The sequence below is a fragment of the Flavobacterium panici genome (assembly GCF_903819335.1).
Lineage (GTDB): Bacteria > Bacteroidota > Bacteroidia > Flavobacteriales > Flavobacteriaceae > Flavobacterium > Flavobacterium panici.
This window is the reverse complement of record NZ_CAIJDE010000040.1, coordinates 1-13980: the sequence shown is the minus strand read 5'-3', so window position 1 is coordinate 13980 and position 13980 is coordinate 1. Positions and strand designations below refer to the sequence as shown.

At 31.6% G+C, this 13980-nt stretch carries 17 protein-coding genes; 13 read left to right on the top strand and 4 right to left on the bottom strand.

All coding sequences use genetic code 11. The features are described from left to right. Window positions 1-228: 228 nt before the first annotated feature. The 5 genes from FLAPXU55_RS10330 to FLAPXU55_RS10310 all read left to right on the top strand — a co-directional run bounded on the left by FLAPXU55_RS10330 (window position 229) and on the right by FLAPXU55_RS10310 (window position 3960). Complete coding sequence (locus tag FLAPXU55_RS10330; protein WP_180857580.1) at window positions 229-1200, top strand: D-alanine--D-alanine ligase; 972 nt, start codon at window positions 229-231, stop codon at window positions 1198-1200. A gap of 153 nt (window positions 1201-1353) precedes the next feature. Continuing rightward, window positions 1354-2046 (top strand): DUF421 domain-containing protein, encoded by a 693-nt coding sequence (locus FLAPXU55_RS10325; RefSeq protein ID WP_053473524.1) that lies wholly within the window; start codon window positions 1354-1356, stop codon window positions 2044-2046. A gap of 111 nt (window positions 2047-2157) precedes the next feature. Next, a complete protein-coding gene (gene coaD, locus FLAPXU55_RS10320; RefSeq protein ID WP_057122611.1) occupies window positions 2158-2616 on the top strand; it encodes a pantetheine-phosphate adenylyltransferase in 459 nt (152 codons plus the stop codon). A 15-nt stretch (window positions 2617-2631) separates the two neighbouring features. Further along, window positions 2632-3282, top strand: coding sequence for a hypothetical protein (locus FLAPXU55_RS10315; protein ID WP_180857579.1), 651 nt, complete (start codon window positions 2632-2634; stop codon window positions 3280-3282). 99 nt (window positions 3283-3381) lie between these two features. Then, window positions 3382-3960, top strand: coding sequence for a PhnA domain-containing protein (locus tag FLAPXU55_RS10310; protein WP_180857578.1), 579 nt, complete (start codon window positions 3382-3384; stop codon window positions 3958-3960). A 124-nt stretch (window positions 3961-4084) separates the two neighbouring features. Here the strand turns inward: FLAPXU55_RS10310 and FLAPXU55_RS10305 are convergent, their stop codons facing one another. Next, entirely contained in the window at window positions 4085-4531 is a 447-nt protein-coding gene (locus tag FLAPXU55_RS10305; protein WP_053473527.1) for a hypothetical protein, read from the bottom strand. Window positions 4532-4708: 177 nt separating this feature from the next. Beyond that, window positions 4709-6070, bottom strand: a complete 1362-nt coding sequence (locus FLAPXU55_RS10300; RefSeq protein WP_180857577.1) for a DEAD/DEAH box helicase — start codon at window positions 6068-6070, stop codon at window positions 4709-4711. A gap of 205 nt (window positions 6071-6275) precedes the next feature. Between FLAPXU55_RS10300 and FLAPXU55_RS10295 the strand changes: the two genes are divergently transcribed. From FLAPXU55_RS10295 to FLAPXU55_RS10275, 5 genes are all read left to right on the top strand, one after another. Then, complete coding sequence (locus FLAPXU55_RS10295; protein ID WP_180857576.1) at window positions 6276-8003, top strand: M14 family metallopeptidase; 1728 nt, start codon at window positions 6276-6278, stop codon at window positions 8001-8003. 258 nt (window positions 8004-8261) lie between these two features. Beyond that, window positions 8262-8597, top strand: a complete 336-nt coding sequence (locus FLAPXU55_RS10290; RefSeq protein WP_180857575.1) for a cyclic-phosphate processing receiver domain-containing protein — start codon at window positions 8262-8264, stop codon at window positions 8595-8597. Window positions 8598-8658: 61 nt separating this feature from the next. Next, window positions 8659-8889 (top strand): DUF4287 domain-containing protein, encoded by a 231-nt coding sequence (locus FLAPXU55_RS10285; RefSeq protein ID WP_180857574.1) that lies wholly within the window; start codon window positions 8659-8661, stop codon window positions 8887-8889. Between the two features lie 41 nt (window positions 8890-8930). After that, window positions 8931-9296, top strand: coding sequence for a hypothetical protein (locus FLAPXU55_RS10280; protein ID WP_180857573.1), 366 nt, complete (start codon window positions 8931-8933; stop codon window positions 9294-9296). A gap of 5 nt (window positions 9297-9301) precedes the next feature. Then, the gene (locus FLAPXU55_RS10275; RefSeq protein ID WP_180857572.1) at window positions 9302-9466 is read left to right on the top strand and encodes a hypothetical protein; all 165 of its coding nucleotides are present in this window, start codon (window positions 9302-9304) and stop codon (window positions 9464-9466) included. Between the two features lie 33 nt (window positions 9467-9499). On the opposite strand, the gene FLAPXU55_RS10270 is transcribed toward FLAPXU55_RS10275, so the two are convergent. Beyond that, entirely contained in the window at window positions 9500-10156 is a 657-nt protein-coding gene (locus FLAPXU55_RS10270; RefSeq protein WP_180857571.1) for a hypothetical protein, read from the bottom strand. Window positions 10157-10263: 107 nt separating this feature from the next. Then, window positions 10264-10683: a helix-turn-helix domain-containing protein gene (locus tag FLAPXU55_RS10265; protein ID WP_180857570.1), complete on the bottom strand. Its 420-nt coding sequence runs from the start codon at window positions 10681-10683 to the stop codon at window positions 10264-10266. A 326-nt stretch (window positions 10684-11009) separates the two neighbouring features. Here FLAPXU55_RS10265 and FLAPXU55_RS10260 point away from each other — a divergent pair, with 326 nt between their 5' ends. From FLAPXU55_RS10260 to FLAPXU55_RS10250, 3 genes are read left to right on the top strand one after another with little or no spacing between them, the layout of a single operon-like run. After that, the gene (locus FLAPXU55_RS10260; protein WP_180857569.1) at window positions 11010-11510 is read left to right on the top strand and encodes a hypothetical protein; all 501 of its coding nucleotides are present in this window, start codon (window positions 11010-11012) and stop codon (window positions 11508-11510) included. A gap of 38 nt (window positions 11511-11548) precedes the next feature. Further along, entirely contained in the window at window positions 11549-12274 is a 726-nt protein-coding gene (locus tag FLAPXU55_RS10255; protein ID WP_180857568.1) for a hypothetical protein, read from the top strand. 7 nt (window positions 12275-12281) lie between these two features. After that, a complete protein-coding gene (locus tag FLAPXU55_RS10250; protein ID WP_180857567.1) occupies window positions 12282-12869 on the top strand; it encodes a hypothetical protein in 588 nt (195 codons plus the stop codon). The last annotated feature ends 1111 nt before the right edge of the window (window positions 12870-13980 follow it).

The following is a 13980-nucleotide window of genomic DNA, read 5'->3' as shown; positions in this document are numbered from 1 at the left end:
AAAGATAAAGTATTTCATTTCAAAAAAAATGATAATTTTGTTTAAAACAATAAACTCCTCAATTAGGCAGATAACCCTAGTGAATGCTGGATGTAGTTGGCACACGGATTTTACAGATGTAAACAGATTTGAAAAAAATAATTCGTGAAAATTCGTGAAATTCGTGGCAAAAAACCTGAAACCTGAAACAAAGAAAACCTGAAACAAAATATAAAACAAAACATATAAATGAAAAACATTGCCATCATCATGGGCGGATATTCAAGCGAATACAAAATCTCGCTTATCAGCGGAAACGTTGTTTACCAATATCTTGACAAAACAAAATACAACGGATTCCGAATTCATATCTTCAAAGAAAAATGGGTTTATGTAGACGCAAACGACGCCGAATTCCCAATTGACAGAAATGATTTTTCTGTTACGGTAAATGGAGAAAAAATCACATTTGACTGTGTTTTCAACGCCATTCACGGAACTCCGGGCGAAGATGGATTAATGCAGGCTTATTTTGAATTATTAGGCATTCCGCAATCGTCTTGCGATTATTACCAATCGGCATTGACATTTAATAAAAGAGATTTATTATCTGTTTTAAAACCATACGGAATCAAAACCGCTATTTCTTATTACTTAAACAAAGGTGACGAAATCAATACGCAGGAAATCGTTAAAAAAGTAGGTTTGCCATGTTTCGTAAAACCAAACAAAGCGGGTTCAAGTTTTGGAATCTCAAAAGTAAAAAGCGAAGCCGAACTTCCAATTGCAATTGAAGTAGCTTATAAAGAAGACAACGAAATTATTATTGAAAGTTTCCTTGACGGAACTGAAGTTTCTGTAGGCGTAATTAATTACAAAGGAGAAGTTATCGTTTTACCAATTACCGAAATTGTATCTGACAATGATTTCTTCGATTACGAAGCTAAATACGAAGGAAAATCACAAGAAATCACACCTGCCAGAATCTCTGACGAACTGACAAAAAAAGTGGGAGAAACGGCAAAACGTGCTTATGAAGTCTTAAAAATGAAAGGATTCTCAAGAAGCGAATTCATCATTGTAGACAATGAACCATATATGCTGGAAATGAACACAATTCCGGGTTTAACAACCGAAAGTTTGATTCCGCAGCAAGCAAAAGCAGCCGGAATTTCTCTGGAAGAATTATTTACAAATGCGATTGAACTAGCTTTGGCATAGTTCCTAAGATACTAAGGTGCTAAGTTTCTAAGATCTTAGCACCTTTATTTTTTAATTTATACAACTGTCAGACTGAGCGAAGTCGAAGTCCTTCTCAAGAAATCTCCAAAAAACTTAGTAACTTAGAATCTCAGAACCTTAGCACCTAAAAAAATGAAAGAAATCTTCGAATGGAATAGACTATTTTTTAATGAACTGCCACAAGTTTTCCTTTTGGAAGTAATATTTCGTTCAACAGTAATGTTTACTATTTTACTGCTAACGTTAAAACTGGCCGGTAAAAGAGGTGTAAAACAATTATCGATTTTCGAAACCGTAATTATCATTGCATTAGGTTCTGCTGCCGGCGACCCAATGTTTTATGAAGATGTTGGAATCGCACCTGCAGCCATTGTATTTTTGGTAATTATCATTTTATATCGTTCTGTAACATGGCTTACCGGAAAAAGCAAAAAATTTGAAGAGTTTATAGAAGGCAAAACCGAATGTTTAATTAACGACGGAAAATTTTCTATAACGAGTTTTAAAAAAGAAACTTTAGCACAAGACGAATTTTTCTCAGAACTCCGCGTAAAATCAATCGAACATTTAGGACAGGTAAAACATGCCTTTATTGAACCAAGCGGCGAAATAAGTGTATTTTTCTATGAAGAAAAAGATGTAAAATACGGCTTACCTATTTTACCGGCTTTGTTCAATAAAAAAAGTAAAATAATTTCAACAGACGGAATTTACGCCTGCACTTTCTGCGGTCATACACAAGAAGTTAAAAAAGGAACCACAAACTGCGAAATCTGTAAAAAAGACGAATGGGTTTCGGCAATAAAAACACTTAGAATAACTTAAATAAATTCCAATCCCGAAGTTTTGGGATAAATTCCAAATTCCAAAGCAAAGCTTCAACACAATTAAAAACTTTGAACCTTTGCAACTTTGAACCTTAGAACCTCAAAAAAAATGAGAAAAGCAATATTTCCGGGCTCTTTTGACCCTATTACACTTGGACACGAAGATATCATCAAAAGAGGAATTTCTTTATTTGATGAAATCGTAATTGCCATTGGTGTCAACGCCGAAAAAAAATACATGTTTTCACTTGAAGAAAGAAAACGCTTTATTGAAGAAACCTTCAAAGATGAACCAAAAATTTCGGTAATCACTTATGAAGGATTAACTATAGATTTAGCCAAAAAACTAAAAGCCAATTTCATTTTAAGAGGCTTGCGCAACCCTGCCGATTTCGAATTTGAAAAAGCCATTGCTCACACAAACAGACGCCTTTCTAAAATCGAAACAGTGTTTTTATTAACTGCAGCAAAAACATCTTATATCAGTTCAAGTATCGTTCGTGATGTATTACGAAATGGCGGTGAATATGAATTATTGGTTCCGGATGCGGTTAGGGTACAGAAATAAAGAAGAAATACATTTATGACAGAAGAATTTATAACTTTTGAAAAATTCAACGATAAACATTCTGCGGAAGAACTTGGGCAAATATTAAAAGAAACGAATATTGAATATCTTTTAGAAAATAACTCATTAAGTTTTGATCCCACTTTTGCAAATAATGGTTTTGGTACGGAGTATTGTTTAAAAATTAAGAAAGAAGACTTTAAAAAAGCCAACGAAATATTACTTAAAAAATCTGAAAAAGAGATAAATGAAATTGAAAAAGACTATTATCTTTTTACTTTTTCAGACGAGGAATTAATAGAGGTAGTTTCAAAAAGTGACGAATGGAACAAATTTGATGTTACTCTTGCAAAAAAACTCCTGAAAGAAAAAGGCATAGATGTTAGCGAAGAAAGAATTAAAAAGATTGAAGAACAAAGAATATTAGAATTATCTAAACCAGAAGAAAATCATAAAGGTTTTTTAATCTTGGGATATATTTCTGCATTTTTTGGAGGAATATGGGCATTATTTATTGGTTGGCATCTATTAACTTATAAAAAAGCACTTCCAAACGGAAATCGAGTTTATACTTATTCAAAAGAAGACCGAAAACATGGAAACAGAATCTTAATAATTGGAATAATCTTTTCTATTCTATGGTTATTATATTACCTCCTGAAATAAAATATTCTAAATCATTTTAATAAAAAACATCAAAATCCATAAACTTGCAAGCGAAGCAAATTATAAGTAATTTCGCATTTTTAAAACAAACAATAAATAATGAGCATCGAAAGAGAATTAAGCAAACGAAGCGGATCTAAATGTGAACTTTGCGGCGCCGAAGAAAACCTAAAAGTATATCAAGTATTACCAACTCAAAAAGGCGGTATTGATGAAGCTATATTAGCTTGTAATACCTGTATTGACCAAATTGAAAATCCTGATAATGTTGATTTAAATCACTGGAGATGTCTTAACGACAGCATGTGGAATGAAAACGTTCCGGTTCAGGTTGTTGCCTGGAGAATGTTAAGCCGTTTACGTTCTGCAGGCTGGCCTCAGGAATTACTGGATATGATGTATTTAGACGAAGATACAATGGCTTGGGCACAAGCAACTGGTGAAGGCGAAGATGACGAAAACAAACTGGTTCACCGCGATAGTAACGGCGTTGTTTTACAACACGGAGATTCTGTCGTTTTGATTAAAGATCTAAAAGTAAAAGGATCAAGTATGGTAGCCAAACAAGGAACTGCCGTAAGAAATATTCGTCTAGACCACGAAAACGCCGAATATATCGAAGGAAAAGTCGATGGACAGCAAATTGTTATTATTACACAATACGTGAAAAAGATATAAGTCTTCAGTCGCAGTCGCAGTTTTCAGTCAAGTAAAACTGTAAACTGAGACCGAAAACTGTAAACTAAAAAAGGCCGTTCAAAAACTGAACGGCCTTTTTCAATATATTGTTTTTAACAACAAATTACTTTTGGAATAATTTGCTGATTTGATCTTTAACTAATGGCTCAGAAACGCTGTTTGTTGCTGCGTCTCTATCTTTGCTTGAAACCATAAATTGAACTGTAGCTTTGTCTGGAACAACATTTCCTGTGTAGTGTAACCAAATGTAGTTGTTTGGTAACTCTAATTTAATGTCATATAACGGACTCGCTGTAAAACCGCCAATAATAATGTTATATAGGTTAGTATAATCATTATTAACGTTTTTAAAAGAAAATTTTCTTAACGGAGAAGAATCATCATCGTTTAAAATACTTGTGTAGTACACAGTATACTCGTCTCCAATTTTCTGAATGTAGTTGTTATTTACTTTTCCTAATTTCTCTACAGGAACTGTTTCAATAACTTTAATTTGTGCAAACGAAACAAAACTAAAGAACAAAATGGCAATGGTAATAATCTTTTTCATAGTGGATTTGGGGTTTACAATTTTACTGCAACAAAAAAACACAGAAATATTGAAAAAACAGCTATCAATTCATTATTTTTTTAACACAAAATTGTTAATGTTGTTCAATAAACAATAAAAACCTGATATACAGAAGTATAAACACAATTCTAACTTTCTAAAACTATCTCAAAAAGCCTAAAATTTCTTATTTTTCTCTTCTTCTTTCTTTATGACATTTCGGGCAACTTCAATTTTAAACTTCTTGCCCTTCATTTTTTCGTCTTTTATATTTTTCAGAAGCTCTTTTACTTTTCCAAACTTTACCGCCGCAAACGAAACAAAATCTTTTACTTCGATAAGACCTAAATCATCTTTTTCCAGTTTTCCTTTTTGAGAAAAGAAACCTACGATATCGAACTTATTCAGTTTTGTCTTTTTTCCACCGCTGATATAAATAGTTTGAAATTCTGGTGGTTTTGGCAGAGATGTCACATTTTTCACATCCAAAACAGACATACCATAATCGATGTAATCTAATTGTTTTTCGCTTTCGTGAACAATAATATATGCCGTTCCCGTTGCCTGCATACGCGCTGTACGTCCGTTACGGTGTGTAAATTCATCTTCTTTTAAAGGTAAATGATAATGAATAACGTGTTTCATTTCCGGAATATCCAATCCACGCGCAGCAAGATCTGTCGTGATAAGGTAACTGATACTTCCGTTTCTAAACTGAATCAAAGCACGCTCACGTTCGTCCTGATCCATTCCGCCATGATAATATGTGGCGTAAATTCCTTTTTCGTTTAAAGTATCGCTGATACGTTCTGCAGCATCACGATGGTTACAAAAAATAATAGCCGCCTGTGATTTTAAAGAACAAATTAAATTGAATAAACTTTCTAATTTATCTTTAGAAGGCGAAACAATCATTTTCATAGAAAGATTTGCCTTTTCCTCTTCTTCTACAATAAAATCCAAAACCGTTGGATTTACAACTCTTGTATATTTCGGAATCTCAATATCAGACGTTGCAGACACTAAAACTCTTTTGTTTACTTTCGGTAATCTTGCAATAATAAAAGACATTTGCTCGTGAAACCCAAGTTGAAGCGATTTATCAAACTCGTCTAAAATCAACGTTTGAATTTTATCTGTTCTAAAAGTATCCCTGTCAATATGATCAGCGATTCTTCCGGGCGTTCCAATTAAAACTGCTGGAGGATTGCTTAAATTCTTGATTTCAGTATCGATCGAATGTCCGCCGTAACAAATGTTTACTTTGTACTGCGTTCCCATTTTTTTCCAAACCTGCTCAATCTGCAGTCCAAGTTCGCGCGACGGAACTAAAATTAAACATTGAACCGATAAAATTTCAGGCTGTAATAATTCTAAAACAGGAAGTAAAAAAGCAAGTGTTTTTCCAGATCCCGTTGGAGAAAGTAACAAAACATTGTTATCGTTCAGGATTAGGTCCTGCGCTGTTTCCTGCATTTCGTTTAGGCTCTCAATCCCTAAATTCGAAAGTATATTGTTAGAATGGTGTTTTTTATTCATTTTGCAAAAGTAGAGAAAATAGTTGGCAGTGTACAGCTTTTAGTATTCAGTTTACAGCCGCAGTCACAGTTTTCAGCTACGATTGAATAGTTTTTGCCACGAATTTCACGAATTTCCACAAATTAATTCGTGCTAATTCGTGAAATTCGTGGCTAACTTTAAATCTAAATTTCTCTATATTTGATTTCTATTAAAAACCCAAATCATGAGATTTTTTACCATTATCATTTCACTTTTTACGCTTACCATTTCTGCTCAAAACAATAAAAAATACGATACCTTTTTTGAAAAAGGAAACGGAAATCAATCCGCATCTTATCCCGAAACTATTGCTTATTTTAAGCTTTTAGCGAATGATTTTCCAACGATTCAAATTAAAGAAATGGGTTTAACAGATTCTGGTGAACCTTTGCACATGGTAACTTTCAATCCTGACAAGGAATTTGATTTTGATAAAATTCAAAAAACAAAAGCAGTTCTTTTTGTAAATAACGGAATCCACGCCGGAGAACCGGACGGAATCGACGCAACAATGCAATTTTACAGAGATTTAGCAATTGGAAAACTGAAAGCTCCAAAAAATACTGTTTTAGTCTGCATTCCGGTTTATAATATTGGCGGTGCTTTAAATCGTAATTCGACAACGCGTGCAAATCAGGACGGGCCAGAAATTTACGGTTTTAGAGGAAATGCCAGAAACTACGATTTGAATCGTGATTTAATGAAATCGGATACGAGAAATACAAAAAGTTTTGTCGAGATTTTCCAAAAAATAAATGCCGATGTTTTTATTGACAATCACGTAAGCAACGGATCTGATTATCAATACAAGCTGACTTATATTATGACACAGCATAATAAACTGGGAACTGTTTTGGGCGATTTTATGAACAACGAAATGATGCCGGCTTTGGTAAAAGATTTGCAGAAAAAGAAAATCGAAACTACGCCTTATGTAGATTCTTTTAAAGATACTCCAGACAAAGGCTTTGGGCAGTTTGTTGATAGTCCGCGATATACAACGGGTTACACTTCCCTATTTAATACGATTGGTTTTGTGGTTGAAACGCACATGCTGAAAAAATATGCCGAGCGTGTAAAAATGACATACGAATACATGAAATCGACTTTGGATTTTACCGATGCAAATTATCAGAAAATCAAAGAACTTCGAGTAAAAAACTTAGAGCAATATCAACCTAAAAAATCGTATACTTTAAAATGGGAATTAGACAGCACAAAAGCCACTACATTTTCATTTTTAGGATATGAAGCAGGTTACAAAAAAAGCGACGCCACAACTGGAAATCGTTTGTATTACGACCGAAGCAAACCGTACAAAAAAGACGTTCCGTATATCAAAGAATTTAAATCGGTTAAGGAAGTTGTGATTCCTACGGCTTATGTTATTCCGAGAGGTTATTGGAATATTATTGATCTTTTGAAAAACAATAATATCAGCTTTTCGCAGCTTAAAAACGACACGATTATTGAAGTAGAAAGTTACAGAATTGCCGATTTTAAAACCGTTCCGTCTGCTTACGAAGGACATTATGCACATCGAAATACAACCGTAACTTCTAAAATCGTTAAAATGGCTTTCGCCAAAGGAGATTACATTGTTCCAACCAACCAAAAAGGTGTAAAATATCTTGTAGAAGCTTTTGAACCAGAAGGCGTAGATTCATTTTTTAACTGGAATTTCTTTGATCCTATTTTACAGCAAAAAGAACATTATTCTGAATATATTTTTGAAGATACTGCAGCAAATCTTTTAAAAGAAAATCCTGCTCTAAAAGCCGAACTAGAATCTAAAAAACAAACTGATGCTGAATTTGCTAAAAACTCTGAAGCGCAATTAGATTGGATTTACAAGCATTCTGTTTATTATGAAAAGGCGCATATGCAGTATCCTGTTTATCGGGTGCTTTAGTTTTTTTATTTTGCCGATATTTTTTAACGCAAAGTGCGCTAAGTTTTTTTTGATTTTGAGTGTTTTTAAAAAACGTTAAGAACGCAAAGCTTTGTGTGTAGAACTTTGTCAAAGTTTTTGCTCAAAGTTTGTCATTTCGACGAAGGAGAAATCGCACTCGTTAATCTACAAAGAAAATCGCCAATCTTTGTCGAGTTTCTAGTGCGATTTCTCCTTCGTCGAAATGACAAAATATTCAATAATTTTTAAAACTTTAAAATGACATACAAACTCTTTCTCGACGATATTAGAGACGTAAATATGATTTACAAAAAACTGACCAATGATGATTTCGTTGTGGTTAGAAATTCCCATGATTTTAAAAAAGTTATTCTTGAAAAAGGACTTCCTGCGCTAATTAGTTTTGATAATGATTTAGGTCTTGATGAAAATGATCAAGTTGCTGAAGATGGTTACGCTTGCGCCAAATGGCTGGTTTATGAATCTGGAATAGATTTACAAAACTTAAAATTCAATGTTCATTCTGCTAATCCTGTTGCCAGTCAGCAAATTCAGGGTTTACTTGATAATTATATTAGACATTTGAAAAGTTAAAACCAATTAAACATTTATTGTATTTTCGGTACAAATACTTTAACTAACTAAAATTAATATTATGTCATTTCAAGGATACTTAAAAACAATTAAAGAAAAAACAGGAAATGGTCCAGCCGAGTTTAAAACTTTAGCAGAACAAAAAGGATTTACAACTGAGGGAAAATTAAAACCAGAAGTAAAAGCTGGAGATATTGTAAACTGGCTTAAAAATGACTTTGACTTAGGCCAAGGACATTCAATGGCAATTTATGCTTTGCTTAAAGGCATAAAAAATGAGGATAGTGAATAATTAGTCTCGCTAGCGAACAAAAAAGAAAAACAAAAAAGTAGATGGAAATAAGAAAGGTAACGCTTCTGGTAATTAATTTTATTTTGATTTCTTGTTCATCCGAGAAATGTAAGATCGAAAAGATAAACAAAAATGAGCTAGGTTTTTATTCTGGTAAATCTGATATTCTAGTAAAAGATAAAGTTTCAAAAATTAACGATACAATTTTTTTATCAGATTTTGAAGAAGTAATTGTTGATTATTCACAGATTACTCCTCTTAAACATTTAGAATGTCAGAATGCTCTTATATATAATTTTAATTTTAAAGATGATTATATCTACTTGGATCTTACGTATAAAAAGGATTTTAAAATTTTGGATATTACTACAAGTTCATTGACCTACTCCAAAAAATTTAATATATAAATGAATTGAAAAAACCAATTTATATCGAAAATGATACAATAACAGAAAAAGGAAAAATTAAAAAAATTGTGTTCATCAATGGGAAATTCACAAGTCTTATTACAGGTGATAATAAAAAATGGGTAACCGATAATACAGAAATATTTTCTTTAAAAACTAATAAGCATTAAAATTACTCAATATACTATATAAATCAAGCTATTCTATTGTAAAGGTTCTTTTGTTTTACTAATTTTTTCTACCGAGCCAACCAAAATTTCTGTAAAAAGTTTTGTGATTCTATTAACCAAAATTTCTTCATTCTGAAAATTAAGTTCTTTATTAAGAATTTCGGTTAATAATTCTTCAAACTTTTCTTTACTATTATTTTTAAATGAATCAACTAGTTTTTTATTAAATGAACTCGAACTTAATAATTCAATTTTTCGTTCTACACCACCTTTCATTGAGCCTAATATAACAAATGAATCTGTAAAAATTTTCTCGGTGCATTCTTCTAAATTTATTTCATTATCCTCATTTGCAAATAAATCAGGATACAAATTCTTTATTTTATTTTCAGCTCCATCTAGGCAATTAAATGCATATTGATATGTTTCACATTTAAGATTATGCATAAACTGGTTTCGAATACTCATAGCTAAATCAAGTTTAATCTTATCGTTTTTTTCTATTGCCCCATAATCTAATAGTAAATTAACTTTTTGATTAAATGATAGTGAATTAGAAGTATTACCAAAGCTTTTTGATAAATTAACATCTTCAATATCTAAGATAAAACCCAATATATAGCTTGCAACTTTTTCAAGACTTAGGGAATAATTTAAAACTTTAATTCTAATCTTGTCGGTTTGTGTCATTTTTAATAATATTTTCAGTTCTTTTAAAAAAATGCAATTTTTTAATTCTGTAAAAAAGCCTAATAAACATTAAAATTTATTAGGCTTTTATATTGTAAAAAGAACAATTATTTATCCTTCAATAATTTTTCTAAATACTCAACTTTATCTTTTTCAGCTTGAACCAAACGTTCGTAAAGCTTTTTATTTTCTTCGTAAGCTTCAACTAGCTTATCTAGTGGATTAAAATTACAGGTATTATTGGTTCCGAAATTAGTACCATGACTTCCACTATTATCATAGAAATTATTAAAAAAATTAATTGCCGCTTCGTCTGAAAAATTTTTAAGCGCTTCAAGGCTTACTCCTAGAGCTTTTGCAATTTGTTTTAGCTTTTCATCATCAATCTCTTCGCTATTTTCTAAAGCTGAAATGGTTTGCTGGCTCGTTCCTAAAGCCTGCGCCAAGGCTTCCTGCTTCATATCTCTAAGTTCACGAATTCGGCTTATTTTTCGCCCTATATGGTTTGGTTTTGTAAATGTGCTCATAAGTCAAAGATAATATTAAGGTTCACAACAATCAATATGTAAAAAATATATTTGCTATGTATGATACATTTTTCAATGATTTGTATCATTTAGTTATCAAAACAAAAGTACGATTTTTGAGACATGAAATAGTTAAAAACAAAAAATTACTAAATATCTAACAAAATCTTTTAAATGCGATTGCCGCGTGAGATTATGTCAAAGTTGAAACAGATATTTCCGTAATAAAAAAATGTCTTATTCTGATATTTAAATGACTTATATGGTAGTTGAATAGTTTTTCGAAGGGTTAGTTTTAAGAATACTAACCTTATAACTATTTTATTATGAAAAGATTAAAAAAAGTACTAATGCCTTTTTTGGTTTTTGGTACTATTATTTTAACTGCTGGCTGTGACAATGAAGAAAATGACACAGGTCAATTAATAAGTCAAAATGCTAAAATTGGTCAGGCTAAAAATTGGTTTGAAAACTACAAATCAAACTCCACAACCAATAAATCAGAAGAAGGAGAATTTAATAAAGCATTTAGAAATCTTGATTACTATTGGGAAAATGCCAAAGTAATCCAACTGAGTGATAACTCTACAGGAATCACTGTACCTATTAAGGATAACCCCGAAGATCCAGATTACAAAGGACAGAAAATGTTATATTTGTATGAATCGGGATCAAAGTATCAGGCTCTAATACAGGAGAGATTTCCAGAGTCGCAAGACAAAATTGATGATGCGCAAAAAAAGCAAGGGTTTGAGGTTTTAACTTTTTTTAGCGGTTATATCATTCATTGGGATTTTAAAAAAGGCTTTTTAAAAGGGCGAAATTAAAAGAAGGTCTTGTTATTGAAGATGTACAAGATGTGATAATGTTATTTGACAAAGATCACAAACATAGCTCGACATCTAAGATGATAGAAATGTTTGATGAGAGCGCTAATTATGGTGGAGAACGTGACGACACCTTACAGAGAGGAGGAACTGCGGCAATTCCATTAAATAACGTTATTGTTACGCAGAAATCTCCTGCTCCAGCTCCTAGGGACTTTAGCATTGCTGGTGCATTTGGTGGAGATGGAGGTTCAAGTGGGAATTCAAGTACTCCTAAAAGTGGAGGAGGTACTGGTGGAAGTAGTGGATCTGACATTAAAGATGTTTATCCTGATTGTTCTAGCTTTAATTTTATAAAATTAAATGGTGTACCTTGGCAAGAAGCTGCTGTGAAAAACATTCGATTTAATATTGTAATAATTCAATCTTTAACCCCGTTACGCACTAGTACGGAAACAATCGTATTACCACAAGCAGTATCTTTTCAAATGCCTACAAATACATCAATAGGAAATACAGACATTACTTCTGGAATAGCAGCTAGTATTGCCGCAAAGGCGGTAAACACAGCAATGGAAAAAACAAAAAATTATTATAAAGCTATTCCTGCAACTGAATTAATGGTAGATCAATTTTTTAGAAAAACATTGAAAGATGAATTTGAATTTATGGTTCCCGGAAGTAGATTAGTACTAAATCCTGTCAGCACAGTCCCACCAACTGAATATCGAAATAATTGGTTTTTTCCAAGCAATTGTAATTAAATATATTATGATAATCGAAATTTTAAAAAATATTTCAAATTCAAATTATCCGTCTAATATTTCGGAACTAAGTGAATTGGAAAAATATAACGAAAGTTATGAGCATAAAAATTTATGTAAAACATTAATCTTTTTTGAGAACAAGCATCGAAATGAAGGCTGTTTTACTGAATTAATAGAAGATTTCAAAGCAATAAACTTAAACATGAATTTTCATGATGCAACTTTGTTTAGTTCTTGTGATAGAGCCTTCAATTTACAACTTACCAAAATGAATGATAAAAATCTTCATTCTATTTGTTTAAACATAAGTGTTTTGTGCCCATATTTTACATGTTATGTTCTAGATGCAAAAGTTGATTTAAGTCTTGGAAAATGGATTGAAAAACCATATAAAAATGAAAATCTTGAAGTTTTGTATGCTGATGAAATTCATAAAATTAATGAATTAGTTGAAAAAAAATACCAAATTTCAAAGTTCCCTACAGAATTATTGAACTACAAACTTCCGCAGATTAGCAGAGGATTTATCCCATTTGGAGATTTTACATTTTTTAATGCGTTTTTTTTAGATGAATATTACACTAGATTATGAAATACATTATTTATTTCCTTCTGATTTTAGGAGGCGCATTGCTGATTTATGGTTGTATTTATCCATCTAAATATTGTTTAGATGTTAATATCCACGATACTTATTACGTGCTAACTTATATCCCAGTAGCAACATTTGTCTTTTTGTTTGCTTTTGTATTTTATGTTTTACATCTTTTATATCATTACTTAAGAAAATAACATTTTAATACTAGTTTCAGAAGTTTAAATCATACTAATAATAGCCCTAGAATGTCCTAGGGCTATGAGGTAGACTGGGAGTATTCATACTTCTAAATGGGGACTTGCGCCAGCGAGATATCAATAACACACCTAAACAAAAAATTCATGTCTATAAATTTGAAAGTTATAAAATTCATCGCCGTGCTATCTTTTTTAATAACTTATGGCGTTCAAGAGAATGGAGTACCAAATTTTATTCTTTTAATTATATATTTCTGCCAGTTTTTGTACGACCTCTTTAATAACACGTCGTCAATACTTTGGCAAGGATTAATAGTCATTCCTACATCTGGTCTGCTTGTTTTATTTTTAAGAAGCAGAAATTATAAAATTTTGCTGAGCTGTTTTGTAATCTTATTTTTTATAATGTTTTACATCACAGGAATACTGTACAATTACCACAGGATAAACACTGCTTTTGTAATCCCGTTAGTTCTATTTATAATATCTTCGGTTTATGCCATAGCGTTGGCAAGAAAAACAGCATCTTGATGTTATAGTGCCTAAATTAAATTAAAAAAATGATAGAATAATTAATGGATCATTTAATTAATAATAAGACTGGCGAAATAATTACAGGTAAAAGACTTTAAACTATATAATTATGAAAGATGTAACAATTAATGACTTCTCAATATCATTGCTAATTTGGCAAATATTTTATATATGTTTTTTGGCAGCAATAGTATACTTATTGTATAAAATTTACAAAAAAGTCAAATAAGCTTTGTGCTCTACTAGCGTAAGCATCTCGCTCGTGAACGCAATCTTGTCTCGTCCTAAAAAAAGTTTACATATTTACACTTAATCCTAAAATAGATTTACAACTATATTTTAGTCCTGCTATTGGTTTACAATAGTAGGACTTT

Excerpts from the sequence above, each read along its gene's own strand:
- FLAPXU55_RS10290 (WP_180857575.1), top strand. The coding sequence starts at position 8,262 with ATGACATACAAACTCTTTCTCGACGATATTAGAGACGTAAATATGATT.
- FLAPXU55_RS10265 (WP_180857570.1), bottom strand. The coding sequence starts at position 10,683 with ATGAGCACATTTACAAAACCAAACCATATAGGGCGAAAAATAAGCCGA.
- FLAPXU55_RS10255 (WP_180857568.1), top strand. The coding sequence starts at position 11,549 with ATGTTATTTGACAAAGATCACAAACATAGCTCGACATCTAAGATGATA.
- FLAPXU55_RS10315 (WP_180857579.1), top strand. The coding sequence starts at position 2,632 with ATGACAGAAGAATTTATAACTTTTGAAAAATTCAACGATAAACATTCT.
- FLAPXU55_RS10330 (WP_180857580.1), top strand. The coding sequence starts at position 229 with ATGAAAAACATTGCCATCATCATGGGCGGATATTCAAGCGAATACAAA.
- FLAPXU55_RS10310 (WP_180857578.1), top strand. The coding sequence starts at position 3,382 with ATGAGCATCGAAAGAGAATTAAGCAAACGAAGCGGATCTAAATGTGAA.
- FLAPXU55_RS10250 (WP_180857567.1), top strand. The coding sequence starts at position 12,282 with ATGATAATCGAAATTTTAAAAAATATTTCAAATTCAAATTATCCGTCT.
- FLAPXU55_RS10260 (WP_180857569.1), top strand. The coding sequence starts at position 11,010 with ATGAAAAGATTAAAAAAAGTACTAATGCCTTTTTTGGTTTTTGGTACT.
- FLAPXU55_RS10270 (WP_180857571.1), bottom strand. The coding sequence starts at position 10,156 with ATGACACAAACCGACAAGATTAGAATTAAAGTTTTAAATTATTCCCTA.
- FLAPXU55_RS10300 (WP_180857577.1), bottom strand. The coding sequence starts at position 6,070 with ATGAATAAAAAACACCATTCTAACAATATACTTTCGAATTTAGGGATT.
- FLAPXU55_RS10325 (WP_053473524.1), top strand. The coding sequence starts at position 1,354 with ATGAAAGAAATCTTCGAATGGAATAGACTATTTTTTAATGAACTGCCA.
- coaD (WP_057122611.1), top strand. The coding sequence starts at position 2,158 with ATGAGAAAAGCAATATTTCCGGGCTCTTTTGACCCTATTACACTTGGA.
- FLAPXU55_RS10295 (WP_180857576.1), top strand. The coding sequence starts at position 6,276 with ATGAGATTTTTTACCATTATCATTTCACTTTTTACGCTTACCATTTCT.
- FLAPXU55_RS10305 (WP_053473527.1), bottom strand. The coding sequence starts at position 4,531 with ATGAAAAAGATTATTACCATTGCCATTTTGTTCTTTAGTTTTGTTTCG.
- FLAPXU55_RS10280 (WP_180857573.1), top strand. The coding sequence starts at position 8,931 with ATGGAAATAAGAAAGGTAACGCTTCTGGTAATTAATTTTATTTTGATT.
- FLAPXU55_RS10285 (WP_180857574.1), top strand. The coding sequence starts at position 8,659 with ATGTCATTTCAAGGATACTTAAAAACAATTAAAGAAAAAACAGGAAAT.